Consider the following 25,670-nt stretch of genomic DNA (forward strand, 5'->3'; position numbering starts at 1 on the left):
TAGGGCATACCGGAACCTTTGGGCTCGATCCAATAAACGCTTGGGGAGAGAATACCTCTACTTTTTCAGAAGCAATTCTGTCTAAGCAAGTAATCTCTGTGAACCAAGAATCCCCGTCTCTTTAGAGCGGGGAGTGTCAAGTCAATGATTCGCGTTATCCTAGTAAGCAGGCAATCGCAGCTTCTCTAGTAGCTAATCTGACAGAGGGAGTTTTAATTTGGCAGGTTGCCTGCGAATATTTAGCGGCAAGCCGCAAACTTGAGCCATTTGGGTATGACAGAGCGCAAGCCTATCAGTACATTCGAGATTTGCAACAGGTTTGGTACACAGCTTTGCCAACTTGGGCTGTGATTAATCGTGCTGAGGACTTGATGATCCGTTTTAGTTTGTCTCATTGGGATTCGATGGTGGTTGCTGCTTGTTTGGAAGCAAACGTCGAAACTCTCTATACAGAAGACTTTGGGTATTCAGACATTGATGGGCTGAAAATTGTCAATCCTTTCAAGAGTCCCTAAACCTGCCGCATCATAAGTCGTTTCCCATACCCCACTTCCCACGAAAAACTTTTTCTCTATGTGGAGAAAGATTCGCCAATAGACTGAACAAGAACCTCTAGATGGGCGAGGCTATGGGTGGCCATGGCAGTAAATCGCAGACGACTGGTGGGAACGGTAGGAGGACGAATTGCGGGGGCAAAAATCCCTTTTTCTAGCAGTTTTTGCGATAATTCTAGGGCTTGACCCGGATTGGCCACCGGTAAACATAAAATCGCCGCTTCCGAAGGCAATATATTAAGATTATTTAATTTACTCTTGACAAAATTAATATTTTGGTGTAGGCGTTGGCGACGTTCCGGCTCCAGACGAATAATCTCTAAAGCCATTCTAGCGGCGGCGGTGTCGGCGGGGGATAAACCGGTAGTATAGATCCAGGTGGCGGCGCGATTGCGGATAAAATCGATAATTTTGGCGTTTCCGGTCACATACCCCCCTAAACTGCCCAAAGCTTTACTCAGGGTTCCCATCTGAATTAATTCCCGTCCCTGACAACCACAATATTCCACGCAACCTGTGCCATTTTCCCCCATAACCCCGGTAGCGTGGGCCTCATCCACCAAAACCATGCAATTATAAATCTCGGCTAGAGCGAGAATTCCCGCTAGGGGACAGATATCCCCATCCATACTAAACACTGTATCAGTGAGCAGTAAACAATGACGATAGTGATGACGGTGGGCTAATAGCTGATTTTCTAAGTCTTCGAGACTATTGTGCCGGTATTCTTTCACCGTGGCACCGCTTAACTTGGCTCCATTTTTGAGGCTAGAGTGATTGTATTGATCGCCTAAAATCAGGTCTTTCTGCCCCACTAAACAGGTAATTGTCCCCAAATTGGCTAAATATCCCGAACTAAAAACGATCGCGTCTTCGCTATTTTTAAAAGATGCGATCGCTAATTCTAAGTCTCGATGAAGATCTCGGTGTCCACTTAATAGACGCGAGCCGGTGCTTCCGGTTCCATAGCGTTGTGTCGCTGCTATGGCTGCCGCGATCATTCTTTCATCGGCTGCTAATCCCAGATAATCATTACTGGCAAAATTGAGCAGCGATCGACCCTCTAATTCTATAACGGCTCCGCCCCGGCCTTGAATGGTTTTAACCCTTCGATACCAATTAGCCCGATGGAGGGTTTTTAAGCTATCCTCAATCCAAGAGTAAGGATGATTCATAGGCGATTGATCAATATAGTGGTTAGCTAGGGGAAAAATAGCCAGATTGTTGCCGAAAAAGGCTCTTTTAAGGGTTAATAGTTTCGTAAAAACGACAATCTTGACAGGGACCTGGGGGGTTAATCGCACAGCGCAACAGTTCGGATCTGGCGTTAAAACGACAACTAGCATCCCCCATCACCCAACGTCCTTCAATCAAACTTTTTTCGTTCGGAGTGGGAGCAGTTTGTACATAAAGGGAAATTTTGCGTAAACAATAGCCACCAATCTTGTATTGGTACTGGTGGTGACGTTCCAAAACTGCGTAGGTTTGTCCTTTCAATGCCAAATAATTACCCGGTTGTGGCATCCAATCCAATTGGATCTCTCCCAAACTTTGCCGCGGATGGGTTAGAATAACCTCCGTTGTTAATGAATCTTGTTCCATGATTATCCCTGTATTCTGGGCTACCTTTGCTCAATGGTAGCTTAGATCTCCGAGTCGATTAATAATTATATCTCCTGCAAAAATCAAAAATCTGCCGTTAGGTGAGCAGACCCCCAGACAGAAGACTCCGAGACGGGGGGAGAAAAAAGACAAGAGACAACTATCCTAGAATTGCCAATTTCCCGATTAAAGTGGAAGATAAACCGCAGGATTTTTCCGAGAATTTACTTTATGGTTTACCCCATCCCGCCTGAAGATAATCTACCGCAAAAATTTCCGAAAATTCCCTTAGATCGTCGCGCCTATGCTTTCCTGATCGACTTTGCCTCGATCTGGTTTTTAAGCTCCTTTGCTAACGGTACACCTGTACTGCAATTCTTCCTTTTTCTCCTGATCTGGTGGTGTTTGCGGGTGTTATTAGTCGCGCAGAATCAGGGTCAGAGTTTAGGACGTTGGGCCCTGGATATGAAGATCATCGATCTACAACTTCAGCGTTTACCCGGAATTTTGGAGTTAAGCAAACGAGAGGCGATCGCTGGTGGGGGGGCAGCTTTAATGATGCTAGGGTTAAATACTTTTTTTGGCAATCCTTTAAGTTTGATTTTACTATCTTCGCCCCTTTTCGCCGATTGTGGTATGGCGATCGGCGATGAACAATTTAACCGCGCTTTCCACGATCGCATCGGTGGCACGATTGTTATTCCCACCCGTCGGGGTTTTTCTCTCGATCTACGTTTAAGAAGGCTTTGGTATCAAGTTAAGGGCAGAATGAGAAGATAAATATCAGTTATCAGTTATCAGTTATCAGTTATCAGTGATCAGTTTTAAGTTTTGAGTTTTAAGTGAGCAGTATTATAGCAGTTTTCATCAGAATGAGGTATGGGCAAGGGGCTTAAGCCCTTTGTTGGCAAAACTTGTCGATACCTCAGTAACGTGAAAAGTGCTATATGTGGGTTTTCCTGTAACGGGAAAACCCTTGATTTTGTCTCCCTGACTTGGTAATAGTCAGGAAAGATTAAGACTCCTGATGAGATCGCATTACAGTGGGAATTTAGGAAATCGGATCAGCGTTGGCATCGAAAAGCCCATAATTAAAGTTATTCCCCCATCCGACGGGCATCGGTGGGGGACAAGAATTAGTCTATTAGGAGTTTACCAAAATGTCAGAAGACAGATTAGAGCGGATCGAGAGAATAGTGGAATCGAACGCTCGCGCTATTCAAGCCCTAGCTGATGCCGTCGCTAGTGACCGCGAGGAACGGAAACAGGAGAAAAAAGGGCTTTACGATTACCTAGCTCGAATAGCAAGCGCACAATCAGATTTTTATGAGACTCAAGCCGATTTTTACCGGCATCTAGAGAGAATGGATGATCGACACGCTCAAATGATTGAAATCATCCGACAGATTAACAAGAACAGAAGCGATCAAGCCTAACCTCTAGAAGTTGCCCGTAGCCGTGCCTACGGGCTTAATTAAGCCCGTAAATATTTCGATAATGGGGTTGATGCTATAGCAGTTTTTATCAGAATGAGGCATGGGCAAGGGGCTTAAGCCCTTTGTTGGCAAAACTTGTCGATACCTCAGTAACGTGAAAAGCGCTATAAATAGCAGTTTCCCAGCATCTTTTCACTGTTTACTGTTTACCGATCACTGAAAAAGGCGGGATCGGCCGGGATCGAACCGGCGGCCTAGTGCTTAGGAGGCACTCGCTCTATCCAACAGAGCTACGACCCCAATTTTTTCCCTAACCATGATAAGACATCCACGGCTAAACTGTTGATTGCCGTGGATTATTTAGGGTTTGCTGAATAAATCTAACAACCTTGTTGGATAAGGTTTTTAGACTTTTTTCCCTCAAAAAGTGCCGACCATTGGAGTGATTGGGGGGAAAATTCCGGGACTTTTTCCCTGAAAATTAGGTAATTGACCACCTGAAAATGGGTAAAACCCCACACCCTACCCCCACGAAAAACTTTTTGCCGCAAACCCTATTTAGGGTTTTTTTTGGGGGGGTAATCTCGACTAATCGGCTAAAAAACGCCTCGATACCCACCCACTTTCTGTTTTATGGCCGTGACATTGGCAGTATGTTAATTTTATTTGCCCTTGAGGGCTTTTTGAAAATTCTTGCGGTAGGCGGGATTAACAGCCAAAAGAAGCGGCCAGAACAGCGTTAGAGCTAAACGATTGGGTAAACTGGGACTAAAATTAGTGCTTCTGTACCCATTCCAGAATTTCCAACCACCGGCACCATAAACAATTATTAAGATAAAAATAACCAGTCTCATGCCATCTCATCCTTGAATTTAGAGAATTCACATCTCCTATTTTAAGCTTGGGTTTTGCCGACTTGGGAAAAGAAAATATTGTTCTGAATCGGGGGGACGGTGTTAGAATGCCGGTTAGGAACTGGCTCGATCGAGGTCGGGAAACTAAAGCCATAATTTGGAAAAACTATTTAAAAACGGCGAAAAGATAGCCTTGGGAGGAAATTATGCGAGCGGTATTAATGGCAGGTGGTTCAGGGACAAGATTACGTCCGCTTACTTGTGATCTTCCCAAACCGATGGTCCCGATTCTCAACCGTCCCATCGCCGAACATATTATTAATTTACTACGAAAGCATGACATTACCGAAATTATCACCACCCTGCACTATCTCCCCGATGTCATGCGCGACTACTTTCAAGACGGCAGCGACTTTGGGGTAAAAATCACCTACGCTGTGGAGGAGGATCAACCCCTAGGCACCGCAGGATGTGTGAAAAATATTGCCGAATGGTTAGATGATACCTTTCTGGTGATTAGTGGCGATAGTATCACCGATTTTGACCTGCAAAAAGCGATCGCATTCCATAAAGGTAAAAACTCGAAAGCAACCCTCGTCCTGACGCGGGTTGCCAATCCGATCGAATTTGGGGTAGTGATTACCGACAAAGAAGGCAGAATTCGCCGTTTTATCGAAAAACCATCCACCAGCGAGATTTTTTCCGATACTGTCAACACCGGAACCTATATTCTCGAACCAGAAGTCCTCGATTATCTCCCCTACAAAGAAGAAGCCGACTTTTCTAAAGATTTGTTTCCGCTGCTGCTGCAAAGGGGCGAACCTATGTATGGTTATGTGGCCGATGGTTATTGGTGCGATGTCGGTCATCTGGAGGCCTACCGAGAAGCGCAATACGACGCTTTATCCGGCAAAGTTAACCTAGAATTTCCCTATCGAGAAAAATCCCCCGGGGTGTGGGTCGGTACTAATACCTATATCGATCCTAGCGCCCACATTGAGGCCCCGGCCATGATCGGCAATCATTGCCGCGTTGGTGCAAATGTTCTGATCGAGAGGGGTTCGGTTATCGGCGATAATGTCACCATCGGTGCTGGTTCCGATCTGAAACGTCCCATCCTCTGGAATGGTGTGGTGATCGGGGATGAGGTCAATTTAGCCGCTTGTACGATCGCTAGGGGAACCAGAATCGATCGACGGGCCCAGGTACACGAAGGTGCGGTGATCGGACAATTATCGATCGTCGGGGAAGAAGCGCAGATCAATTCCGGGGTCAGAGTCTGGCCGAGTAAACAGATCGAATCGGGAGCCATCCTCAATATTAACCTGATTTGGGGAAATACTGCCCATAAAAACCTCTTTGGTCAACGAGGAGTATCGGGACTCGCTAACATCGATATCACGCCCGAATTCGCCGTTAAACTGGGGGCAGCCTACGGTTCCATCCTGAAACCGGGGTCAACGGTAATCGTCTCCCGGGATCAACGCAGTGTCTCGCGCATGGTCAGTCGATCGCTGATTGCCGGTTTAATGTCCGTGGGGGTGAATATCCAAAACCTACAAGCGAATGCTTTACCGATTTCGCGGACTTTAGTGGCTAAATTAAACGTAGTCGGTGGCATTCACGTTCGCATTCATCCCGATCGCCCAGATTTTCTCTTAATCGAGTTTTTAGACGAAAAAGGGATTAATGTTTCCAAAGCGAGGGAAAAGAAAATCGAAGGGGCCTATTTCAAAGAAGATCTGCGACGGGTGGGAATGCAGGAAATCGGCAGTATGTCCTATCCGGCTGATATTCTCGATAATTACCGCAAAACCTTTGAAACTCAGCTAAATGTAGAGGCTATTCGCAATAGTAGCTCCAAAATCGTCATTGATTACGCCTACGGAGTCTCAGGGGCAATTTTACCAGAATTACTGGCCAAATTTGGCTGTGATGCCGTGGTTCTCAATGCCAGTTTACGTCAGAATGCCCTTTCCATGCAGGAAAGAGAGTTACTAATCCATCAATTGGGCCATGTGGTGGAGGCCCTGAAAGCGAACTTAGGGGTACAGGTTTCGGCCAACGGGGAACAATTAGTCCTCGTCGATGAGAGTGGTTTATCGATTCGCGGGGAACAATTAACTGCTCTAATGGTGAATACAATTCTGACCGCCCATCCTCGCGGTACAGTGGTAGTGCCGGTTCATGCTTCTAGTGCCGTGGAACAGATCGCGCGTCGTCACGATGGCCGGGTGGTGCGGACAAAAGCCAGTCCTAGCGCTTTAATGGAAGGATGTCAAACCAATCCTAATGTGGTTTTAGGAGGATGTGGGCAAACTGGCTTTATTTTTCCGCAATTACATCCCGGTTTCGATGCCATGTTCAGCGTGGCGAAACTTTTGGAGATGTTAACCATTCAGGAACGTTCTCTAGCTCAGGTGCGGGCCGAGTTACCGCGCATTTATAATAAGAATACGGCGGTGCGCTGTCCTTGGAAAGTCAAGGGATCTCTGATGCGCTATCTGGTGGAGACTCACGCGGATCTTAATCTAGAGTTGGTCGATGGAGTCAAGGTGATTAATCCCCTTAATGATGACTGGGTATTGATTTTACCCGATGCTGGAGAACCTTTAGTGCATATCTATGCTAACAGTGAGCAGCGGGAATGGGTCGATCGGACAATTAAAGAATATCGTCATCGTGTCCAGTATTTCGTCGAACATTACCAGGGCGAAATAGTGATGATTTAAGAGTTTTCTGCCCTATTAGCCCCGAAACTTGACTATGATGACTTTTTTGACCTAAAAAGTGTCCTAGCCCTGTAGATGCTCATTTTTCCCGCAAAAGCAAGGCGATTCGATCAGCCGCTGCCTCACCAGTGCGGATCGCTCCCTCGAAAAATCCCGGCCAGCGATCGGCCATTTCTGTGCCGGCCCAGTGAATCGGTCCGACGGGAGTAAAAAGAGCCTCGCCGAAACTTGTCCAGACTCCGGGGGGCATAAAAGCGGAATATGCGCCACCAGTCCAGGGATCCCCAGGCCAATCCACCTCATCGTAACTGATCGGGAAAAGGGCCTCTTGACCGAAATAAATAGCTAAATCCGAGAGGACGGCGGCACGGCGCGCCGGACTACTCATGGAGCGCCAACGACTATAGCGATCGCCAACCACAAAGGTGGCGATTACCCCGACGCCGGTTTCGGGATCGGAACTATCGGCACAGAGTTCCAACCATTGACAATTCCCTTGAGCAAGTCCCGCTAGTCCCTGTTTTCGCCAGAAAGGTCGCTCATAGGAAATCAGGACTTTAGCGCAGCATCCCATCGGTACTCGTTGGGTTAGTTGTTCTCGCTGGGGTGGCAGCGGGGGATGATAAATAATGCGGCCGGCAAGATGGGGCGGCATGGCAATGATGGCAAATTTGGCGGTAAAAGTATTCTGGCTGGTTTCTACGGTCACGCCGGCCGAGTCGTAATTAAGGCGAAAAACCGGTTCCCCCAGTCGAATTCGCTCTCCTAACTCCGCCGCGATCTTGTCGGGAATTTGTCCCGCTCCGCCATGGATCAGTTCGGCTTCTGGATGTTCGGCCTGAGGGGCGCAATTTTGTCCCCAAAGAACGTGCAGTAGTGAGACTTGGTTGGGTTCGGCCGGCCCGAGAAAACCCACTGCACGCGCCATATAAGCAAAATACCATTGACCAAAATCTGTGCTGGTGTTTTCTTCAATCCACTGGGCAAAAGTTTTACTGTCTAGTTTTTTGGTGTGATCGTTGCTTTGGGGATAACCTGAAGGTAGGGTTTTGGTTAGTTCTTGAAAACGCGCCCATGCTGACATCGCATCTTGCCATTCTGCTGCGCCGATATCGGGTACTTCTCCCTCGTGGAAACCTTGAAAAAAACCATTGAATTCATAGCGTTTGTTGTTAAAGACTAGGACGGTTTTTCCCTGATTGGGAGAGGGAAAACGACGTATTTTATACTCGTCGAGGAGGGCTAAAAAACGCTCTTGGGTTGGGCCCACCCACTGACCACCTCGATCGATCCACTGTCCAGAGGGGAGATATTGACCAGACATTCTGCCACCGTAACGATTTCGCGCTTCGATTACCAGAACTTGATGACCTCGCCTCTGGAGATTACGCGCGGCGATTAATCCCGCTAATCCCGCCCCGACAACGATACACTCATAGCTAGTCAACTGGAGATTTGTCATGATTTTAGCTCCACAGAATATTTTATAATTAGGGTTTGCTGAATAAATCTAAAAACCTTGTTGGATAAGGCTTTTAGACTTTTTTGACCTCAAAAAGTCCCGACCCTTGCAGTGATTGAGGGGAAAATTCAGGTACTTTTTCCCTGAAAATTAGGTAATTGACCAGGTGAAAATGGGTAAAACCCCACACCCCACACCCCACACCCCACACCCTGCCACCAGGAAAAACTTTTTCAGCAGACCCTAATTAACAATTATTATTTTCTCCGATTTTTGCCTCAGTTTCTCTATCCATTGGCTCTTTTGATTAAATTATCTGCTGCTATCAATGTTTGATCTTCTTAGCGATCGCTTAAGCCAACACCTAGAACAAATTGTCCGAGAAAGAAACCCTTTTTTCTCTAGTCAAGGACATTTTTATGTGCGAGAATACCTGCGGCAAGAGTTAGGCAATTGGGGAAAAGTTGAATCACATTTTTTCCATTTTCAGGGAAAAAATTACGAAAATTTAATCTTGGATTTGCCTAACAACAGTCAAAAACCTCCGATTTTAATTGGCGCTCATTATGACACGGTGCCGGGGTCGCCGGGGGCTGACGATAACGCCACGGGATTAGCGGTATTATTAGAATTAGCCAGGTTTTTTGGGGAAAATCAGGCTAATTATCCAATTCGTTTAATTGCCTTCGATCTAGAAGAATACGGATTACTGGGGAGCATTGCCTACGCGGAAAAATTAAAACAAACTAAGCAGGATTTAAGGTTAATGTTATCCTTAGAAATGCTCGGTTACTGTGATAAAAATCCCCATTCTCAAAAATATCCAGCTTTTCTAGAATATTTTTATCCCAACACTGGGGATTTTATCGCTTTGATTGGCAATCTCAAAACCCGCAAGGATTTAAATTTTCTCAGTCGAGTCCTGCGGGAAAATCAGACTCCCTGCGAGTGGTTGCCCGTAATTTTTGGAGGTTATATCGTCCCCGATACTCGACGCAGCGATCATTCTCCTTTTTGGAGTCGCGGTTATTCGGCAATTATGGTGACAGATACGGCTAATATGCGTAATCCCTATTATCATAGTTCTCAGGATACAATCGCTACTTTGGATTTAAATTTCCTAACAAGAGTCTGTCAAGGTCTTTGTTTTGGATTGCAATCTTTACCGATGAGATAAAAGTTAGCGTGTAGGGTGAGTTAGCGTTAGCGTAACGCACCAATCCCAGTTAGAAACCCAACATTATTGACGACATTGGTGTGGTTGGGTTTCGCTCAAGCGTCACTAATATTTGACAGACAAAAGTTATTATTGCTCAACCCAACCTACTGCTTAAGTCACTTGTCTTGGCAAAATTAAAGTCTATCCCGTGTTTTTCGATATCGATGTTGTTCTTTCGATCATCTCACTCAAACTGGATTTTTTGTACTTCACCGCCGAACAATTTTTAAAAATTCCCTTGGTGTAACGATCTCTGTTTTCCCATAGCGTTGCAGTATAAGCAAATCATTGTCACCAGTAATGAGATAGCGTGCTTCCCCACTGGTTGCCAGATTTAGGAATTTATTATCGTCTCGATCTCGGCAAATTTCAGTGTGGTCAGTAGGTCTAATCAGCAGCGAAATTTCCAAAATTCTTACTAGCAGTTGTCGGCGCTGCTCCAGTGTAATGTACCTCTCGAACTTTGGGAGAAGAAGTTTTGTGACCAACTCGCCTATGGTTGCGGGACTTTGCAGAATAATAAAGTTATTAATCGCGTATTCTACAGCCAAAGCTGGTGTTGTCGTACTGCTTAAGGCGAAGCTTATAAAGACGTTCGTATCGATAACTATGGGTTCACGATTCATCTACTAAAAGCTCTTCCAACTTCTCATCAGTCAATCCCTGACTCTTGGCATAAGCACGAATTTCATTCACCACTTCCATCAAGGCTTGGGTGGTTTCGTCCTGTTCGTTCCCCGTCATCTCATGATTCTCGATGGTGAAATCGACACACGCATGAGCGGACAAACCTAACTGCTCGATCGCTGTGGGGATCTCGCTAATTTTAACGTTTCGGATCGTTGCTTTCATCGAAAATTTTGGGTCTGAAACCCCGTCGTAGAACGACGGCTTTACTGTTAAATATTAGCACATTTACGAAATATATGCTAAAATGTGAGGATTAGTGCGGTTGGGTTTCGCTTAAGCGTCGCTAATAGTAGTATCCTAACATCGGCAACAAATAAACCTCCGCAAACCATCTGTAACCATTGCTGGCGAACAGAATTTCGTTGGACGATCAGTAATGTGGTCAAAACAGTCATCGTAGGGCGTTGACATATTTTTTTCTCCGAATCACTCATAATCTCATTTTAACCGTTCAGGGGGCGGTTATCAAGCCGCCATTAGTTTTGTAATGGGGATTTATGTCCCGCTCCAAAAACTTTTCGTCTTAAGGCGAGGTTTTAGACCCGATTTTTTCGATAAAAGCAGACCACGGGGGAATTTTTCACAGCACTAAAGCTCTGGAAGAATTATCACTTTAAGCGGTGACATTTTCTGTTTCTACTGGTTGAATTTCCGGCATTTCTACTTTAATTAAACTCACTCTAGCACGATAAAGTAGTTTTTCCCCATGACGATAGCCCCGATAACGCACTAGAACGGGTGTACCGATTGCTGCTTGACCATCGATCAATTGATGGATTTGCGGATCATAACTCACATGATCACCGACACTGTCAATTGGTTGCACTCCCCAGCGCTCCAGTAACTGCATAATCGGTTTAACTAGGGAGAGGATTTTGACGGCTGCTAGGTCGGGATTTTTGCGGGCAACGGCCTCGGCCGTAGGCCATTGAACTAACCAAGATTCGATCGCTTCGATGCTTTGACGTTGAAATTCTGCGGCTAATTCTTCTTTTTGCTTGTCTAATTTTTGCTGTAAATTTTGATACTCTTGTTCGAGAATTTTTGATTCCCCTGAACGATCCTCTGTCCCCATCGTCGGGATTTGAAAATGAGCAAGGAGATCGCTAACTGGCAGCTGCAGCGCATTAGCTAATTTCACCAAAGATTCAGAGGATAATTTGGCGATTAAACCATGGCGAACTCTCTGCAATTGCCAAGAAGATAGACCCGATAACCGACTCAATTCTTCCAGATTTTTACAGCCAATTTCTGCCATTAACTGCTCTAATTTTTGCCGATGATATTTATATAAGGACTCATTCATGGGACTTCTCAGCTTAAGCGATGTGTTTAGCTAAAACGGATTTAGGGGCGCGACGAACTCGACAGAGAATTGTTTCTTTACCGAGACGCTGATGAGCGGCAAAGCGATGGCAACCGGAAAAACCGTAGTAGTTACCATCCACCTCCAAAACATCGATCGGTTCTCGTAATCCCTCCTCAGCGATCGATTGCATCAACTGATTAACTTTTTCGGGATCGGTTTGTCGCGGTAAAGGACGACGAATTTGGGACAGAGGAATGTTTTTAATTTCCATACTGTCTTTACTATAGCACATTTAGGCTAAACTGAAGATAAGTTGACTCGGTTGCTGATGCAGTGGTCTGTCTCGGTGCTGGCAGTTTTCTTGACACAGACAAGATTTTATCACCCAATCCTCTCCTTTTCTGACTATGACTATTCCTCCTATCAATGAAAAAATTATCCGGCAAAATAGCACCAATGCTTCCTATCAGCGCGGTCAATATTATTACGACAGCGGTGCAGTTATTTCTCTTTGGCAACGGGGGCAAAATCTGCAAGCTTTAGTGAATGGTAGTGAGGTTAAACCCTATCGAGTTGTCATGGATTTTAACCAAGATAATCTTGAGAATGTCTCCTGTTCCTGTCCCTACGATTACGAGGGTTGGTGTAAGCATATTGTGGCGGTTTTATTAACCTGTTCTCGTCAACCAGAATTAATTATCAAAAAAGCCTCCCTAGAGGAGTTATTGACACCAATCGATGAAAGTAAATTAAGAAAATTACTTAATCATTTAGTGGCTAAACACCCAGAAATTATCGAGACAATTGATAAGTTTTTATTGCCAGCTACCCCAGTTAATAAAGCGGCAGGGAAGATAACTATTAATGTCAAAGCTTATCGTAATACTGTCCGTAATGAACTGCGGCAATCCCTGCGAGCGATCGAAGAAGATTACTACGAAGAAGATCCAATTTCTAATGAAATTTATGCCCTAGTGGATGAGGCCAAAGATTATTATCAAAAGGGAGAACCGGATAATGCGATCGCTATTTTAGAAGCAATTATTAGCGCCTGTATCGAGGAATGGGATAATTTAGAAGATTACGGTGCTGTCAATGATGATTTAAGTGCTAGAATCGATCGAGTTTTAACTGGGGCAATTTTAAGTAAAGAATTTAATCCCCAAGAAAAGCAAGATTTAAGGGAAAAAATGGAGCAATGGCAGCATGAATGGAGTGTCGATTTTGAGATGAGTTTAGCGGCCTTACAACAGGGATGGGACGATCCAGTTTTAGAGAAGATTTTACGGGGAGAATCGGCTAATTTTTCAGAAATGTGGTCAGATAATATCCCCGATTATGCCCAAACATTAACTTCTATTCGCTTAGAAATTTTCGAGAAACAGGAAAAAGATCAGGAGTATTTGAATCTAGCTTTAGCTTCAGGACAAGTGGTAGAATACCTAACTAAGTTAGTCTATCTTGATCGCATTGATGAAGCGATGGCAGCGGCAAAAAACATGATAACTAAAAACGATGAATCCTTCTTTTTTGCCAAAGCTTTACGGGATGAATCCGCACCAGAATCCGCCCTAATAATTGCCCGAAGTGGTCTAAATTTCCCAGGAAATTATTATTATCAATTAGCTCTCTGGACAAGTGAACTAGCGCAATCTTTAGGGGATATAGATACAGCTTTGGCCGCTAGAATTAAGGCATTTCAAGACCAACCTTCCTTTTCCCATTACCAAAAAATTGAGTCTTTAGCGGGGCAAGATTGGCCCGATTTAAAATTAGACTTGTTAGATTACTTGCGCGAGTTTAGCGGTGGACGTTCCACAGAGGCTAAAATCGATATATTTCTCCACGAAAATTTAGTTAGAGATGCAATTAAAGTCGTTTCTGATAATTCCTATGTGCAGTCTCACCTAATTTGGCGGATAATGGATGCGGCTGCTACCGTCGATCCTAACTGGGTGATCGATCACGCACGTCCTCCTGCGGAAAAGATACTCGACGAAAAAAAGGCTGATCGCTACGAAGAAGCGATTAAATGGCTAAAAAAAGCTCGTAATGCCTTTTATATGTCGGGAAGACGGGAAGAATGGCAAACTTATCGAGAAAATTTAATTAAGGAACACGGACGCAAATCGAAATTTATGGGGTTATTTAAACATCAGGATTTACAATGATTTAAGCTTCTAAGCTAAGACCCATTTTAACCGCCTATCCTTAGAGCAGCTGAATCTCCCCCACCCCCCCCTACCCCCCGACATCGGGGGGGGTTGCCTCTTGCCTTATCTCCACAAGCAATTTAAATACTTAACAGCTTCGCCGTCAGTTATCGGCTAAAACCGGGCTGTTTTTAGCTTGTAGAGCGGTAATTGTCCTAATCTTAGGTTTAGTGATATTTCGGGGCAAAGTAGAGTATAATGGAAGATTGGTCTAAACTTATCTCCAGACTACTTATACTGAATATTCATTGTCAAAAAATATGACTGAAACTATTCGCTTTTTGATGTGTTCTCCCGATCATTACGATGTGGATTATGTGATTAATCCTTGGATGGAGGGCAACATTCACAAATCTTCCCAGGAAAAAGCTAGGCAACAATGGCAGCAGCTTTATCATGTTCTCAAAGATCGGGCGCTTGTGGATTTAGTCCCACCAGAAAAAGGCTGGCCCGACATGGTTTTTACCGCTAATGCAGGTTTAGTTCTGGAAAAAACTGTCGTTCTCAGTCGCTTTTTACACAAAGAAAGACAGGGAGAAGAACCCTATTTTAAGCAGTGGTTTGAAGATAACGGTTTTACGGTTCACGAACTGCCCAAAGATTTACCCTTTGAAGGTGCAGGAGACGCACTATTAGATCGGGAAGGACGTTGGTTATGGGCAGGATATGGCTTCAGAACTGAGTTAGATTCCCACCCTTTAATCGCTAAATGGCTCGATATTGAGGTTTTATCCCTACGTTTAATCGATGAACGTTTTTATCACCTTGATACCTGTTTTTGTCCCCTTAGTGGCGGTTATCTCCTCTACTATCCTGATGCTTTTGATGCCTATTCTAATCGATTAATTGAGTTAAAAATTCCCGAAGAAAAACGCATTATCGTTGAAGAAGCCGATGCGGTTAACTTTGCTTGTAATGCTGTGAATATCGGTGAAGTAATCGTCATGAATAAAATTAGTGACGATTTACAACATAAGTTAGCATCAAAAAGCTTTGAAGTGGTACAAACTCCCCTGACGGAGTTCTTAAAAGCAGGAGGTGCGGCCAAATGTTTAACCCTGCGTACCACGGAACCCTTAATTCCAGACCATCACGCAAATGTCACCATTGAAAGTCGCATTCTCCAGCTAGAAGGTCATCTGCTCGACGCGGGAATTATGAATAAAGCTCTCGATGTTGTGGTGGGAAATGGGGGCAGCTTCAAGGTTTTAAACTTCACCTTAGGGATTGAGCGCCAAAGTACCTCCTCGGCCGAAGTGCGCGTTTCTGCACCCTCTCACGAGGTAATGGAGGAGATCATGGTACAATTGATCGACCTCGGTGCGGCCGCTCGTCCCCAAGAAATCTGTGATGTCAATACCGCAGTGGTGGCACAAGATGGGGTCGCTCCCGATGATTTTTATGTCAGCACCATCTATCCCACGGAAGTGCGGGTTAGCTGTGAATGGGTGCGGGTGGAAAATCAACGCATGGATGCAGCCATCGTCGTCACTGAAGGTGCGGAAGGCAAAACGGCAAAATGTACTCTGCTGCGGGATTTAAAAGCTGGCGATCGCGTTATGGTAGGAGTTGAGGGCATCCGTACTATCCGACAGGCGGAATCCAGGGAACAACGCAACAGCACCCAGGAATTTACCTTTATGGGTGCGGGGGTTTCCAGCGAGCGCCGAGTCGAGTTAACCGTCGAGCAGATTGCCTGGGAAATGCGTAAAATTCGCGACCAGGGCGGTAAAGTGGTAGTAACGGCAGGTCCGGTGGTCATTCACACTGGAGGAGCGCAACATCTCTCCCGTTTAATCCGCGATGGTTACGTTCACGCTTTACTGGGGGGAAATGCGATCGCAGTTCACGACATGGAACAGGCGATCATGGGTACTTCTTTAGGGGTAGATATGCAGAAAGGCATCCCGGTGCGCGGTGGCCATCGTCACCACCTCAAGATTATCAACCTCATCCGTCGCCACGGCAGCATCGCCAAAGCTGTATCGGCCGGGGTATTGACAAAAGGCGTAATGTATGAATGCGTCAAGAATAATGTCCCCTTCAGTTTGGCCGGTTCAATTCGCGATGATGGTCCGCTTCCGGATACGGAGATGGATTTAATTAAAGCACAGGAAGAATATTCCCGCTTAATTCAAGGTGCAGACATGATTCTCATGCTCTCTAGTATGCTCCATTCCATCGGTGTGGGCAATATGACACCGGCGGGGGTAAAAATGGTCTGTGTTGATATTAACCCGGCCGTGGTGACAAAATTAAGCGATCGAGGTTCCGTAGAATCCGTCGGTATTGTCACCGATGTGGGTTTATTCCTGAGTCTGTTAACCCAACAGTTGGATAAGTTAACCCGTCCCTTGGTAGAAACGGTTTAAAACCAATATTCTAAAACATAAAACTTATGAGCTTTGGGGGTATTTAAACCCCCTTTTTTGGGACTATTAACCCCTATCTCTATAGGTGAGTTAGCAATGGGTAACTAGAATAATAAAGGAGAACCATTGCCGAAAAACGAGAGCGCTATGCCAGAAGAAACTATTTGGATTATCACCGCAGAAGATACCCCCGTCACCCCCGATAAAGATGCGAAAGGAAACGACACCTATGACAATCCCTGGTACGAGGGGAAAACTATCACCGAAGCTGCGACTCGTGGCGTAAAAGTGAGCATAGAGAAGCTAGAGACAGAACTATCCCATTTTCTCCAGCTTATCGGCAAAGTCTTCAATCAAGCACAGAAACAGGTCAACGAGCAAACCGGCTTTAAACTCGATGAAGTAGAGCTTTGCGTAGAGATTACCGGAGAAGGTGAAGTAAAATTATTAGGGACGGGGATTAAGACCGGCACCAAAGGCGGATTAACCCTAAAATTCAAGCGAGACGAGAAAAACACACCGACCGCAGACTAATGGCGAACTGGGGATTATTTATCGGGATAAATCAATACAAACGCTTGAAACCGCTCAAATGTGCCAAGCAGGACGCGGTAGAGATGGCGCGTTATTGTCGTGACGAGATTAATTTTGAGGAAGTTTTCCTGTTTACCGATGATTCTGACCCAATAACCGCGCCGAATGGTTCCCAACAGGAGACGAAACCGACGTACACAAATCTAATGGCTTTCCTGCACGACTTTTTCGAGTCGCAACGCTTGGAAACCGGCGATAATTTCTGGTTTTTCTTCAGTGGCCACGGATTACGCCATCAGGGACAGGATTATCTCGTTCCCAGCGAGGGACACCCAACCTTAATCGAACGGACGACCATTCCCCTCAATTACGTTACCCAACGTTTACGGAGATGTGGTGCAGATAATATCATTCTCTTTCTGGATGCCTGTCGCAACGAGAACGATTTTAGCAATAAATCCGTAGGCTGGCAAAAGCAACAGGGAGTGATAACCATCGCTTCCTGTAGTCCGACGGAGGAATCCTACGAAATTCCCGAACTACAACAGGGTTCCTTTACCTATTCACTTCTAGAGGCTTTACGAATCCAAGGGGAAAATAACTGCGCTACGGTAGAAAGACTCTGTAATCGTCTCCGCGAAAGGATTCCCGAAATCAACCGACAATACAACAAACCCCCGCAGACTCCCCACTCCACCGTCGAACCAAACTACAAGAATCATCTGATTCTGTTACCGAAACAGGCAAAGACTCCCGATATAGAGTTATTGCGAGTGGAAGCTTTAGAGTTGGAAGTGGAGGGAAAGCTAGAGGAAGCGCGACAGTTGATGAGACGAGTTCTGGCTTTGGATACAACCAGACCTAAATACTGGCAAGATTACGACAGAATTAATCGAAAATTAACACAACAACCCGTCCCACCTTCCCCTAAAACGGAACCGATAAATCGCGAGTCGGCGAAAACGATAACAGAAACCCCGAAACCCGCAGCACCGCCAGAAATCGAACTAAAAAGCGAGAAAGGAATCGATTACAGGAAGCTACGGGATTTACTGGAACAACAGCAATGGAAGAAAGCGGACGAGGAAACAAGAGTCGTGATGCTACAGGTAGCCAATCACAGGTCAGAAGGATGGCTACGGGTAGAAGATATCGATAATTTCTCCTGCGAGGATTTGCGAACCATTGACCAATTATGGGTTAAATATAGTAGCGGTCGTTTTGGTTTTTCCGTGCAGGCGAAAATCTACCGCGAACTCGGTGGGACGCGGAAGTATAATGAAAGAGTTTGGAACGCTTTCGGAGATAGGGTAGGCTGGCGAGTGAATAATAGCTGGATATACAGGGGAAGGGATGTTACTTTTGACCTAAAAGCACCCCATGGACACCTCCCGGTAGGGGAATTGGGGTGGGGTGTTGGGAGTTGGTGTTTGGGTGGGGATGGGGGAGGATGGTTCTCACTCTTTGGGGGGGGGAGATGGGATGGTGAGGTAGGGGTAAGTTTCTCTTCTCTCGCGTCGAGACTTGTAAAATGTAACATATAAAGGTTACAGCCAATTTTTAAGAATTGTATCGGGTTGATTTTCCACGAAGCCATGCGGGTTCTGGGTTTTCGATACCTGTCACCCAGGACCCGGGTCCGGTCCGCGACATGATTGTAGTATGTCCCCGGCGACGCGGGGGTTGTAGGCGTTGGCAAAAACGAACTGATCCGCCACCGCGAGAATTTCTGGGGTGACTTCCTCCCATTCCTCCCACCAGAGAGACAATTGGCCCGGAGAGGATTTTTTAGACCTTTTCTTCGGCTTTATCCCCGCGAGTAGCTTACTTCCCCAGTGGTTGCGGGTTTCCGGTTTCGGTCGCGGCCGGTATTTCTTGCAGAATCCGCGATATTTGGCCGCGCATTCCTCTAGGGTTTCTCCCAGACTCAAAAACGCAGGATGCCAAGTGGTTAAGCCATCGTCTCCGAGTCGGTCATAGACCCCGTAATCGCTAAAATCGTAGAAGAATCCGACTTGGACTCCCGCAGCCTTCGGATTGGCGTGAATATAGCGTAGGGTATTCAGCGCTCGCTTAGTATCCGTGGTGGGAAAACCGCTACTGTGATAGCGTTTCTCCCAGAAGTGACCAGTTCGATTCAGCATTCGGTTAAAACACATGGCGGTGTACCAGTTCAACCAGTGCATAATTTTGGGTAAGTCTTCCGCGTCTTTCGGTTCGATGAGATAGTGAATATGGTTACTCATCACACAGAGCGCGTAGAGTTTGAATCCGTACTTTTCGATCGCTTTTTTGATAGCGTAGAGTAACACCTGTCGGCATTCTAGACGGGTCAGGCGAAATTCTCGGTTATTACAGCGAATGGTTATATGATAGGAATAGCCTGGGATTAGTTCTCGTTTTGCTCGTGACATTTTGCGTATTTTTCCCCGCGAGGACTTGTAGAATATAACACCTAATAGAAAGATACCGCTATCTTTATCCTGTCCGCAACTTTTATCTGTTAACATGGAACTGTAAACATATTACTAATGCTCAAATTCAGAAAAAACTTCTCAATATATGCGCGGATTTCGGCTACAAATTACCGCTAATCTGTACACCTTACGAGTTAATGGGAGAATGAGCCATGTGGGAAGATGAAATACTCGAAGAAATTCATAAGATTAGAGAAGAACACGCCAAGTCTTTCAACTACGATATAAAAGCTATCTGCGCTGATTGGAGGGAGAGACAAGGGAAAAGTGGTAGAAAATTAGTTCGGTTAAATACCGCCCAAAACATGACAAAAAATAGCGAAAATGATACTATTGAGAGAACCAAATGCTAGAAATTAACAAAAGCTATGTATTAGACAAAGATCAAAAGCCGATTGCCGTTCAGATTCCCATTGCTGAATTTGAAAAAATCGAAGAAATCCTAGAGGATTACGGACTGGGAAAACTCATCGAAGAAGTTGAAAATGATCAAATCCTAGACAAAGAAAAAACATGGCAATACTGCCCGCATATACTGTAAAATCTATTTTATAGAAGTCTATAAAGAAATTGGCTAAATTACAATATAAATGCCTTATTTAAATCCCAATGCGACAATCCCACCAGCTAAATTAACCCGGTATTTGCTAGTTTTACAACCCAAAGATGATAAATCAGGCTTTCTGGCACAAGCGGGATATAATTTAGACAACTGGCAGGTATTGGAACAAGATTTAAGACGTATTCTTCTCAACGAGGCCACCTTAAATAAACAAACAAAGTTCGGTGATATTTATGAAATTAAAGGACTTTTACAAGGGGTGAACGGGATAAACTTACGAGTCTCTACCTATTGGATTATCGACTCACTTACGAAAGAAACAAGATTTGTGACTTTATTACCAGATTAAAAGAGTTAGACTATGAAATTTGATATGTTTTCCGAAGTTCAATTAACCGAAGATTTGCCAGAATCTAATTTGTCTCGTGGCACTCACGCGATTATCGTGGATTATTGTCCTAGACCCGAAGGCCAAGAGGATGGCTATGTTTTAGAAGTGTTAAATAATCAGGGAAAAGCCTATACAGTTATCGCTGTAGAAGTTTCCAAGATTGAATCAATTCAAAATATTAAACAGGATGAATTGCAAATTATATAATTCTGTTATTCTTAGTGGATTTAATCCCCCATCCTAGCAATGGCGAAATGGGAGCAATTTTAGAAGTTTTTAACGCTCTCGGTGAGTCAATTTCAGTAGTAACCTTTGGGGTGGTTGGGTTTCGCTTAAACAATCGAATTGAGCCATTTTCGACCCAGTATTGTTTCGCTCAACCCAACCTACAATAATTGCTTATATTAATTTCTGATTAATTGCCAATTCATTGCCGACACAAGAGTTAAAGCGATAACAATTCATTGCTGTATGTAACAATATAAGAGGAGTGCGATCGCTGATCTTGTAGGGTGCGAAAACGCGCGTGTAACGCACCGCTAATGTTTGGGATAAAATGGAGAAGTTTCAATGGGATCAAGTGCGATCGCTCTGAGAAATGATCGAGGTCAAGCATGACAGTGCAACAACTTCGTTACAGAGATAGGATAGTAGAATAGAGGGGGCTACCATACCGCTGCTTCAGGCTTTGATTTAGTCTTGTCGATCAGTTATTATCATGAAAGAAAAAGTGTACTTGGATTCCACGGTTCCGAGTTATTACTTTGGTGAGCGTGAAGCTCTAAAAACTTTTACCGAAATCATAAGGAAGTGGTGGTCGGAGATGTCCAGTTATTATGATTTATATATTTCGGATGCCGTGCTTCAAGAACTAACCAACGGAAACTATCCGCGTAAAGCTGAAATTATTCATTTGGTTTCGAGGATTCCTTTACTACCGCCGACTTCTGCTCTTGAACAAGTTGTCGAGTTTTATCTTGCCAACTATGTCATGCCAAGGTCTCTTGTGGGCGACGCTCTACATCTTGCCTATGCCAGCTATTTCGACATTCAATATCTCGTTACTTGGAATTGCAACCACCTAGCGAATGCTAACAAACGGAAGCATATTCGCGTTATCAATGCCCGCCTTGGTTTGTCAACACCTGAAATTGTCACACCACTTGAACTATTCAAAGAGGAGAATAACTTATGATCCACTCAGAGATTTTGCAAGAAAAAGATAAAACTCAAACAAGATTATCGGAGGAATGCACGTCTATCCATGACTATTTAGTTAAGTCTCGCATTGCTGCGGAAAAGGCTGCGGAATCCTACGGGTTTACTCTCAAGTATGCTGAAGAAATTCATAAAATTCGAGAAGAACACACCAAAGCTTTCAACGCCAACACAACAGCCTCTTAGGTTGGCTTGAGCGAAACGCTATAGATTGATTCTGATTAATTGCCAATTCATTGCCAACACAAGAGTTAGGGCGATAATGATTCATGGCTGTATGTAACAATACAGAATAAGTTTATCTCAGGAGTTCCACAGTGATTAAAGAGCTAGACCGTATTACTGTTAATCCACAAATATGTCTTGGACAGCCAACGATTCGAGGAATGCGTATCACTGTAGGATTTGTTCTGAAACTGTTGGCTAGTCAGTTATCTATTCAGGAAGTTTTAGAGGCTTATCCAGAGTTAGAAGAGGAAGATATTCGTCAGGCTATTAATTATGCAGCTTGGGCTGTATCCGATTATATCGTTAGCTTCACTTCGGCATGATTTCTTATTCCGAGGCTCTGCCTTAGAACACCATATCTAAGGCTCTACCTTAAACCAGTATTCAGGTAGAAACTGAAGGGAGCGTTCCCCGGTAGAATATGGGAACGGGATAAAATTGTCAAATCCATATCTTCTCGTGCATCGATTGAAATATAGTTATTAATTAATATCCATCTCACAACAATTTAAATCATGAAAGGTATTCAGTATATTGTCGATGAAACAGGAGAAAAAACAGCAGTTGTTATCGATCTAAAAGAATGGGTTCAACTGTGGAATGAGTTTTATCAAAATTTACTCGATCGCTCTCCCGGCAACGAAGACTGGATAAATCGATCGCCTTTTCGAGAAAAATTAGATCAAGCTCTCCCATGGAATGCTAATCATCCACCGCAGTTATCAGATCTAGAATCCCTAGAGAGCAAACTCGACAATCATGAGTGCTGAAGAAAAGGCTAGAAAACTAAGTAGATTGAGCGATGCAAATTCCATCTAAAGCAATTATTCCAGAGGATAAACTTACTCGTTATCTTCTCGTATTCAGAGACAAAGATGACAAATCAAAATTTTTAGCACAAGCAGGATTTACTCTCGATAATGCGGCCAGTTTGCAAAGAGCGATTATTCAGCTAATTACCGTAGAAGATGCGATCAAAGATGGTAAAAATGAATACGGTATCTTTTATCGAGTTGAAGGAATGCTAGAAGGAGTTAACGGAATCAATTTAGCAGTGGTTACAATATGGATACTGCGATACATTGACGACTGTTTTCAGTTTGTTACTCTCAAGCCCCGAAAGGATAGATAATTATGGATGTTAGATTATACGATCATGTGGTTCTTTGTCTTGATGTTCCCGAAGACAATCTAAAATCGGGAGATGTGGCAGTATTAGTGGATTTAATCCCCCATCCTAGCAATGGCGAAATGGGAGCAATTTTAGAGGTTTTTAACGCTCTCGGTGAGTCAATTTCAGTAGTTACTGTGCCAATTTCGGCGATTAAACCCCTACAAGCAAATGAAATATTTACCGTCCGCTCTTTGGTGAAAGTTGAATAAGTTAAAATCAAAGAGAATATCCCTATCGCTACAATCTCAACTATCGATGAATTTACTTAAAGATAAGCAGAAAATTCGTTTTGTTGACCTTTTTTGTGGTTTGGGAGGGTTTCGAGTCGCTATTGAACAAGTTTGTCGCCAACAAAACTTAGAATCTGATTGTGTCTTTTCCTGTGATATAGATAAAGACGCTCGGGCAATTTATCACGCTAATTTTGGCGACCAACCCCGGGGAGATATTACCGAAATCGCTGCCCTAGATATTCCCAATCACGATATTTTAATGGCAGGATTTCCCTGTCAACCCTTTAGTATTTGTGGTAATTTAAAGGGATTTGAAGATACTAGAGGCACGCTATTTTTTGAGATTGCTCGCATTTTAAAAGCCAAACAACCCGCAGCATTTATTCTGGAAAATGTCAAGCAATTGCAGGGACATCAACAGGGAAAAACCTTAGAAGTTATTCTCGATACTTTGCAAGATTTAGATTACTATACCGATTACCGAGTTTTGAATGCGCTTAATTTTGGTTTACCGCAAAAACGGGAACGGATTTTTATCGTTGGTTTCCGAGAAGCGCGGGGTTTTATCTGGCCAGAACCAGCTTTATCTAGAACAACTTTAACGGAAATATTAGAAGAAAATGTCTCGGATTTTTATTATGCTTCCGCAAGAATTCAAAAAAGTCGCTTCCTGAAAAGAGAGGGAAAAAAACCTTATAGTGAACCGACTATCTGGCACGAAAATAAAGGAGGAAATGTCAGTGCTTATCCCTATTCCTGTGCCTTGCGAGCAGGAGCATCCTATAATTATTTGTTAGTGGATGGGAAAAGACGCTTAACAGCAAGAGAAATGCTACGTTTACAAGGTTTTCCCGATGATTATCAAATTGTCGGCAGTTATCAAACTATGCGAAAATTAACCGGTAATAGTGTGGCGATTTCCTGCGTAGCTGCTGTGGTTAATTCTGTAATCGAGTCTTGGTTAGATATTGAGCAAGCATCAACTAATTCATTCTCGTTCAATCGAACAACTCAATTAAGTTTATTTTCGACTCAGGAGTTTTAGATAGTGGTAATTATTCAAGACGCTTTTAATTGCCTATATAGACAGCCTCGTAGGTTGGGTTGAGCGAAACAATACTGGGTCGAAAATGGCTTAATTCGCCTGAAAAAGCGAAACCCAACCACCCCAAAGGTTACTCTTGGTTGGGTTTCCTTGCGTCAACCCAACCTACAATAATTGCTACTCTACTGATATGTAGCATATACTCAACAGATTTAGTATTAGATAAGTTTATTGCTAAAGAAGGAATCCGCAGAAGTATAGAGAAGGCATAGGAGATTATAGCTTGTTTGAGTCCTAATTTATGTCTCTAAAATTAGCTGACCCATTGCCTTGAGAATTTGGAGCAGATTAATTGCTGATTGAGGATACATTAAATTAAGTTCTGGCATTATCTGATAAGTGGGGTTAGTTTCTTGTCTGAGATAGACGAACATATATTGTAAGCCATTAGTCGCTAATCCCCAAACTGAGGGTTGTCTTTCTAAGCTATTGTAGGCATAAGTCAGTAATTGAGGTAATCCCTGACGTACTTCGATTCCACTCTCTTTAGCTTCAATTACTAAAATCCAAAAAGTGATATTATTGACAGTTGATATCGAATTATTCACCGTGACAATATCAAAGCGTCCGCTAATAGTTTTATCTTCATCGACAAGGATAATATTATCAATCCCTTCTTCAACCCTAATCTTAATCGGATAACGATAAAAACCAGCTAACCGCCATAGGGGAAATAGGGTTAAAACTTTCACTTGTCCTTCTGATGCTTTATCTTCCATCAAATAGGGTCGAAAATCGTTGCGGATTTGAACAAGTTCTAATTTTTCTGCGTCGCTGACGGTTTCCAAAGCTAAAAGCTCTGTAAATGAAACATCCTCAAGCTTTTCTTGGAAATTGAGATGACGTTGAACATCAGCAAGGGTTAGTTTACTCGTTTTGAGGGTAAGCATTGATTTAGCAAGCAGTACAGCGCTGTTTCCATGATAGCGTCAAATAGGTTTCTCGGCTGTTCTTGCTAACAAAATAAGCCAAGACAGAAACACCAATTTAAGAATAAAGTTGCTGCGTGGGGTGCGGATTGTTGATTTGGGTTTTTTAACAGAATTGGTAGCCTTCTAACGCACTTTACACTCGTCGGCGATCTACGATCAAGTTATTTTTGAACGAAAAGCACCCCAAGGTCATATTTCTTGTAGTTAGAGGTTTGATTGGGTTGGGGATGGTGGCATGGGATTGGAATGGGGAGAAGTGGGGTGGACTTAGGCTGAAACTCCTTCTCCCTGCTCCCTTCTCCCCTATAGTCTTAACGAGTAATTTAGATAGTCAACAGCTTACCAAATTTAGGTTACACTTCCTCTTGATGGG

The 25,670-nt window shown here is 43.9% G+C and carries 30 protein-coding genes and 1 tRNA gene; 20 read left to right on the top strand and 11 right to left on the bottom strand.

The annotated features are described in order from the left end of the window. The first annotated feature begins 332 nt into the window (after nt 1-332). Nucleotides 333-515, top strand: coding sequence for a PIN domain-containing protein (locus tag O9290_RS21555; protein WP_288059492.1), 183 nt, complete (start codon nt 333-335; stop codon nt 513-515). A 56-nt stretch (nt 516-571) separates the two neighbouring features. On the opposite strand, the gene bioF is transcribed toward O9290_RS21555, so the two are convergent. Then, the gene (gene bioF, locus O9290_RS21560) at nt 572-1,729 is read right to left on the bottom strand and encodes an 8-amino-7-oxononanoate synthase (protein ID WP_288059494.1); all 1,158 of its coding nucleotides are present in this window, start codon (nt 1,727-1,729) and stop codon (nt 572-574) included. Between the two features lie 67 nt (nt 1,730-1,796). Then, nucleotides 1,797-2,156 (bottom strand): DUF6464 family protein, encoded by a 360-nt coding sequence (locus tag O9290_RS21565; RefSeq protein ID WP_002763426.1) that lies wholly within the window; start codon nt 2,154-2,156, stop codon nt 1,797-1,799. A gap of 231 nt (nt 2,157-2,387) precedes the next feature. On the opposite strand from O9290_RS21565, the gene O9290_RS21570 reads away from it, so the two are divergent. Then, complete coding sequence (locus O9290_RS21570) at nt 2,388-2,936, top strand: RDD family protein (RefSeq protein WP_288059497.1); 549 nt, start codon at nt 2,388-2,390, stop codon at nt 2,934-2,936. Nucleotides 2,937-3,316: 380 nt separating this feature from the next. Continuing rightward, nucleotides 3,317-3,592, top strand: a complete 276-nt coding sequence (locus O9290_RS21575; protein WP_002763421.1) for a hypothetical protein — start codon at nt 3,317-3,319, stop codon at nt 3,590-3,592. Between the two features lie 226 nt (nt 3,593-3,818). Here the strand turns inward: O9290_RS21575 and O9290_RS21580 are convergent. Next, nucleotides 3,819-3,892: transfer RNA gene (locus tag O9290_RS21580), tRNA-Arg, on the bottom strand. 362 nt (nt 3,893-4,254) lie between these two features. After that, a complete protein-coding gene (locus O9290_RS21585; RefSeq protein ID WP_043999505.1) occupies nt 4,255-4,446 on the bottom strand; it encodes a hypothetical protein in 192 nt (63 codons plus the stop codon). Between the two features lie 206 nt (nt 4,447-4,652). On the opposite strand from O9290_RS21585, the gene O9290_RS21590 reads away from it, so the two are divergent. Then, nucleotides 4,653-7,178 (top strand): mannose-1-phosphate guanyltransferase, encoded by a 2,526-nt coding sequence (locus O9290_RS21590; protein ID WP_002763419.1) that lies wholly within the window; start codon nt 4,653-4,655, stop codon nt 7,176-7,178. A gap of 79 nt (nt 7,179-7,257) precedes the next feature. Here the strand turns inward: O9290_RS21590 and O9290_RS21595 are convergent, their stop codons facing one another. Continuing rightward, entirely contained in the window at nt 7,258-8,640 is a 1,383-nt protein-coding gene (locus tag O9290_RS21595) for a flavin monoamine oxidase family protein (protein WP_288059500.1), read from the bottom strand. A gap of 328 nt (nt 8,641-8,968) precedes the next feature. Between O9290_RS21595 and O9290_RS21600 the strand changes: the two genes are divergently transcribed. Next, the gene (locus O9290_RS21600; RefSeq protein WP_288059502.1) at nt 8,969-9,817 is read left to right on the top strand and encodes a M28 family metallopeptidase; all 849 of its coding nucleotides are present in this window, start codon (nt 8,969-8,971) and stop codon (nt 9,815-9,817) included. Nucleotides 9,818-10,068: 251 nt separating this feature from the next. Here the strand turns inward: O9290_RS21600 and O9290_RS21605 are convergent, their stop codons facing one another. The 4 genes from O9290_RS21605 to O9290_RS21620 form a co-directional block, all read right to left on the bottom strand. After that, nucleotides 10,069-10,485, bottom strand: a complete 417-nt coding sequence (locus tag O9290_RS21605) for a putative toxin-antitoxin system toxin component, PIN family (protein WP_012266738.1) — start codon at nt 10,483-10,485, stop codon at nt 10,069-10,071. Further along, a complete protein-coding gene (locus tag O9290_RS21610) occupies nt 10,475-10,711 on the bottom strand; it encodes a hypothetical protein (protein ID WP_002763414.1) in 237 nt (78 codons plus the stop codon). Before O9290_RS21610 ends, O9290_RS21605 begins: the two co-directional genes overlap by 11 nt. 451 nt (nt 10,712-11,162) lie before the next feature. Further along, nucleotides 11,163-11,855 (bottom strand): helix-turn-helix domain-containing protein, encoded by a 693-nt coding sequence (locus O9290_RS21615; protein ID WP_002795810.1) that lies wholly within the window; start codon nt 11,853-11,855, stop codon nt 11,163-11,165. A gap of 13 nt (nt 11,856-11,868) precedes the next feature. After that, complete coding sequence (locus tag O9290_RS21620) at nt 11,869-12,150, bottom strand: ParB N-terminal domain-containing protein (RefSeq protein ID WP_041804185.1); 282 nt, start codon at nt 12,148-12,150, stop codon at nt 11,869-11,871. Nucleotides 12,151-12,265: 115 nt separating this feature from the next. On the opposite strand from O9290_RS21620, the gene O9290_RS21625 reads away from it, so the two are divergent. From O9290_RS21625 to O9290_RS21640, 4 genes are all read left to right on the top strand, one after another. Beyond that, nucleotides 12,266-14,029 carry an SWIM zinc finger family protein gene (locus O9290_RS21625; protein ID WP_288059505.1) on the top strand — a complete coding sequence of 588 codons (1,764 nt, stop codon included), beginning with the start codon at nt 12,266-12,268 and terminating at the stop codon, nt 14,027-14,029. A gap of 302 nt (nt 14,030-14,331) precedes the next feature. Next, nucleotides 14,332-16,443 carry a bifunctional arginine dihydrolase/ornithine cyclodeaminase gene (argZ, locus tag O9290_RS21630; protein WP_288087523.1) on the top strand — a complete coding sequence of 704 codons (2,112 nt, stop codon included), beginning with the start codon at nt 14,332-14,334 and terminating at the stop codon, nt 16,441-16,443. 147 nt (nt 16,444-16,590) lie between these two features. Next, the gene (locus tag O9290_RS21635) at nt 16,591-16,977 is read left to right on the top strand and encodes a Pepco domain-containing protein (RefSeq protein ID WP_353852163.1); all 387 of its coding nucleotides are present in this window, start codon (nt 16,591-16,593) and stop codon (nt 16,975-16,977) included. Further along, nucleotides 16,977-18,521, top strand: a complete 1,545-nt coding sequence (locus O9290_RS21640) for a GUN4 domain-containing protein (RefSeq protein ID WP_288087525.1) — start codon at nt 16,977-16,979, stop codon at nt 18,519-18,521. The genes O9290_RS21635 and O9290_RS21640 overlap by 1 nt, the downstream gene beginning before the upstream one ends. A 78-nt stretch (nt 18,522-18,599) precedes the next feature. Here O9290_RS21640 and O9290_RS21645 read toward each other — a convergent pair whose 3' ends face one another. Beyond that, entirely contained in the window at nt 18,600-19,391 is a 792-nt protein-coding gene (locus O9290_RS21645; RefSeq protein WP_287767315.1) for a transposase, read from the bottom strand. A 215-nt stretch (nt 19,392-19,606) separates the two neighbouring features. On the opposite strand from O9290_RS21645, the gene O9290_RS21650 reads away from it, so the two are divergent. The 11 genes from O9290_RS21650 to O9290_RS21700 all read left to right on the top strand — a co-directional run bounded on the left by O9290_RS21650 (nt 19,607) and on the right by O9290_RS21700 (nt 24,305). Next, nucleotides 19,607-19,807: a hypothetical protein gene (locus O9290_RS21650; RefSeq protein ID WP_002743272.1), complete on the top strand. Its 201-nt coding sequence runs from the start codon at nt 19,607-19,609 to the stop codon at nt 19,805-19,807. Continuing rightward, nucleotides 19,801-19,995: a RelB antitoxin-like protein gene (locus tag O9290_RS21655; protein ID WP_002789683.1), complete on the top strand. Its 195-nt coding sequence runs from the start codon at nt 19,801-19,803 to the stop codon at nt 19,993-19,995. Before O9290_RS21650 ends, O9290_RS21655 begins: the two co-directional genes overlap by 7 nt. 49 nt (nt 19,996-20,044) lie before the next feature. Then, nucleotides 20,045-20,365 (top strand): DUF6883 domain-containing protein, encoded by a 321-nt coding sequence (locus O9290_RS21660; protein WP_024968524.1) that lies wholly within the window; start codon nt 20,045-20,047, stop codon nt 20,363-20,365. Between the two features lie 12 nt (nt 20,366-20,377). Continuing rightward, nucleotides 20,378-20,614, top strand: coding sequence for a DUF4926 domain-containing protein (locus tag O9290_RS21665; protein WP_002792164.1), 237 nt, complete (start codon nt 20,378-20,380; stop codon nt 20,612-20,614). Between the two features lie 511 nt (nt 20,615-21,125). Then, nucleotides 21,126-21,602 carry a type II toxin-antitoxin system VapC family toxin gene (locus O9290_RS21670; protein ID WP_288059692.1) on the top strand — a complete coding sequence of 159 codons (477 nt, stop codon included), beginning with the start codon at nt 21,126-21,128 and terminating at the stop codon, nt 21,600-21,602. Next, nucleotides 21,599-21,811, top strand: coding sequence for a hypothetical protein (locus O9290_RS21675; protein ID WP_004158042.1), 213 nt, complete (start codon nt 21,599-21,601; stop codon nt 21,809-21,811). Before O9290_RS21670 ends, O9290_RS21675 begins: the two co-directional genes overlap by 4 nt. A 131-nt stretch (nt 21,812-21,942) precedes the next feature. Next, complete coding sequence (locus tag O9290_RS21680) at nt 21,943-22,176, top strand: DUF433 domain-containing protein (protein ID WP_008198375.1); 234 nt, start codon at nt 21,943-21,945, stop codon at nt 22,174-22,176. Nucleotides 22,177-22,368: 192 nt separating this feature from the next. Next, a complete protein-coding gene (locus O9290_RS21685; RefSeq protein ID WP_288059691.1) occupies nt 22,369-22,623 on the top strand; it encodes a hypothetical protein in 255 nt (84 codons plus the stop codon). Nucleotides 22,624-22,655: 32 nt separating this feature from the next. After that, complete coding sequence (locus O9290_RS21690; RefSeq protein ID WP_288059689.1) at nt 22,656-22,985, top strand: DUF6883 domain-containing protein; 330 nt, start codon at nt 22,656-22,658, stop codon at nt 22,983-22,985. A 2-nt stretch (nt 22,986-22,987) separates the two neighbouring features. Then, entirely contained in the window at nt 22,988-23,236 is a 249-nt protein-coding gene (locus O9290_RS21695; protein WP_002789664.1) for a DUF4926 domain-containing protein, read from the top strand. A gap of 46 nt (nt 23,237-23,282) precedes the next feature. Further along, complete coding sequence (locus O9290_RS21700; protein ID WP_288059687.1) at nt 23,283-24,305, top strand: DNA cytosine methyltransferase; 1,023 nt, start codon at nt 23,283-23,285, stop codon at nt 24,303-24,305. Between the two features lie 299 nt (nt 24,306-24,604). Here the strand turns inward: O9290_RS21700 and O9290_RS21705 are convergent, their stop codons facing one another. After that, nucleotides 24,605-25,255 carry a hypothetical protein gene (locus O9290_RS21705; RefSeq protein WP_002763390.1) on the bottom strand — a complete coding sequence of 217 codons (651 nt, stop codon included), beginning with the start codon at nt 25,253-25,255 and terminating at the stop codon, nt 24,605-24,607. Between the last annotated feature and the right edge of the window lie 415 nt (nt 25,256-25,670).

The organism is Microcystis sp. LE19-41.2A, from assembly GCF_027530405.1.
GTDB classification, from domain to species: Bacteria; Cyanobacteriota; Cyanobacteriia; order Cyanobacteriales; family Microcystaceae; genus Microcystis; species Microcystis aeruginosa.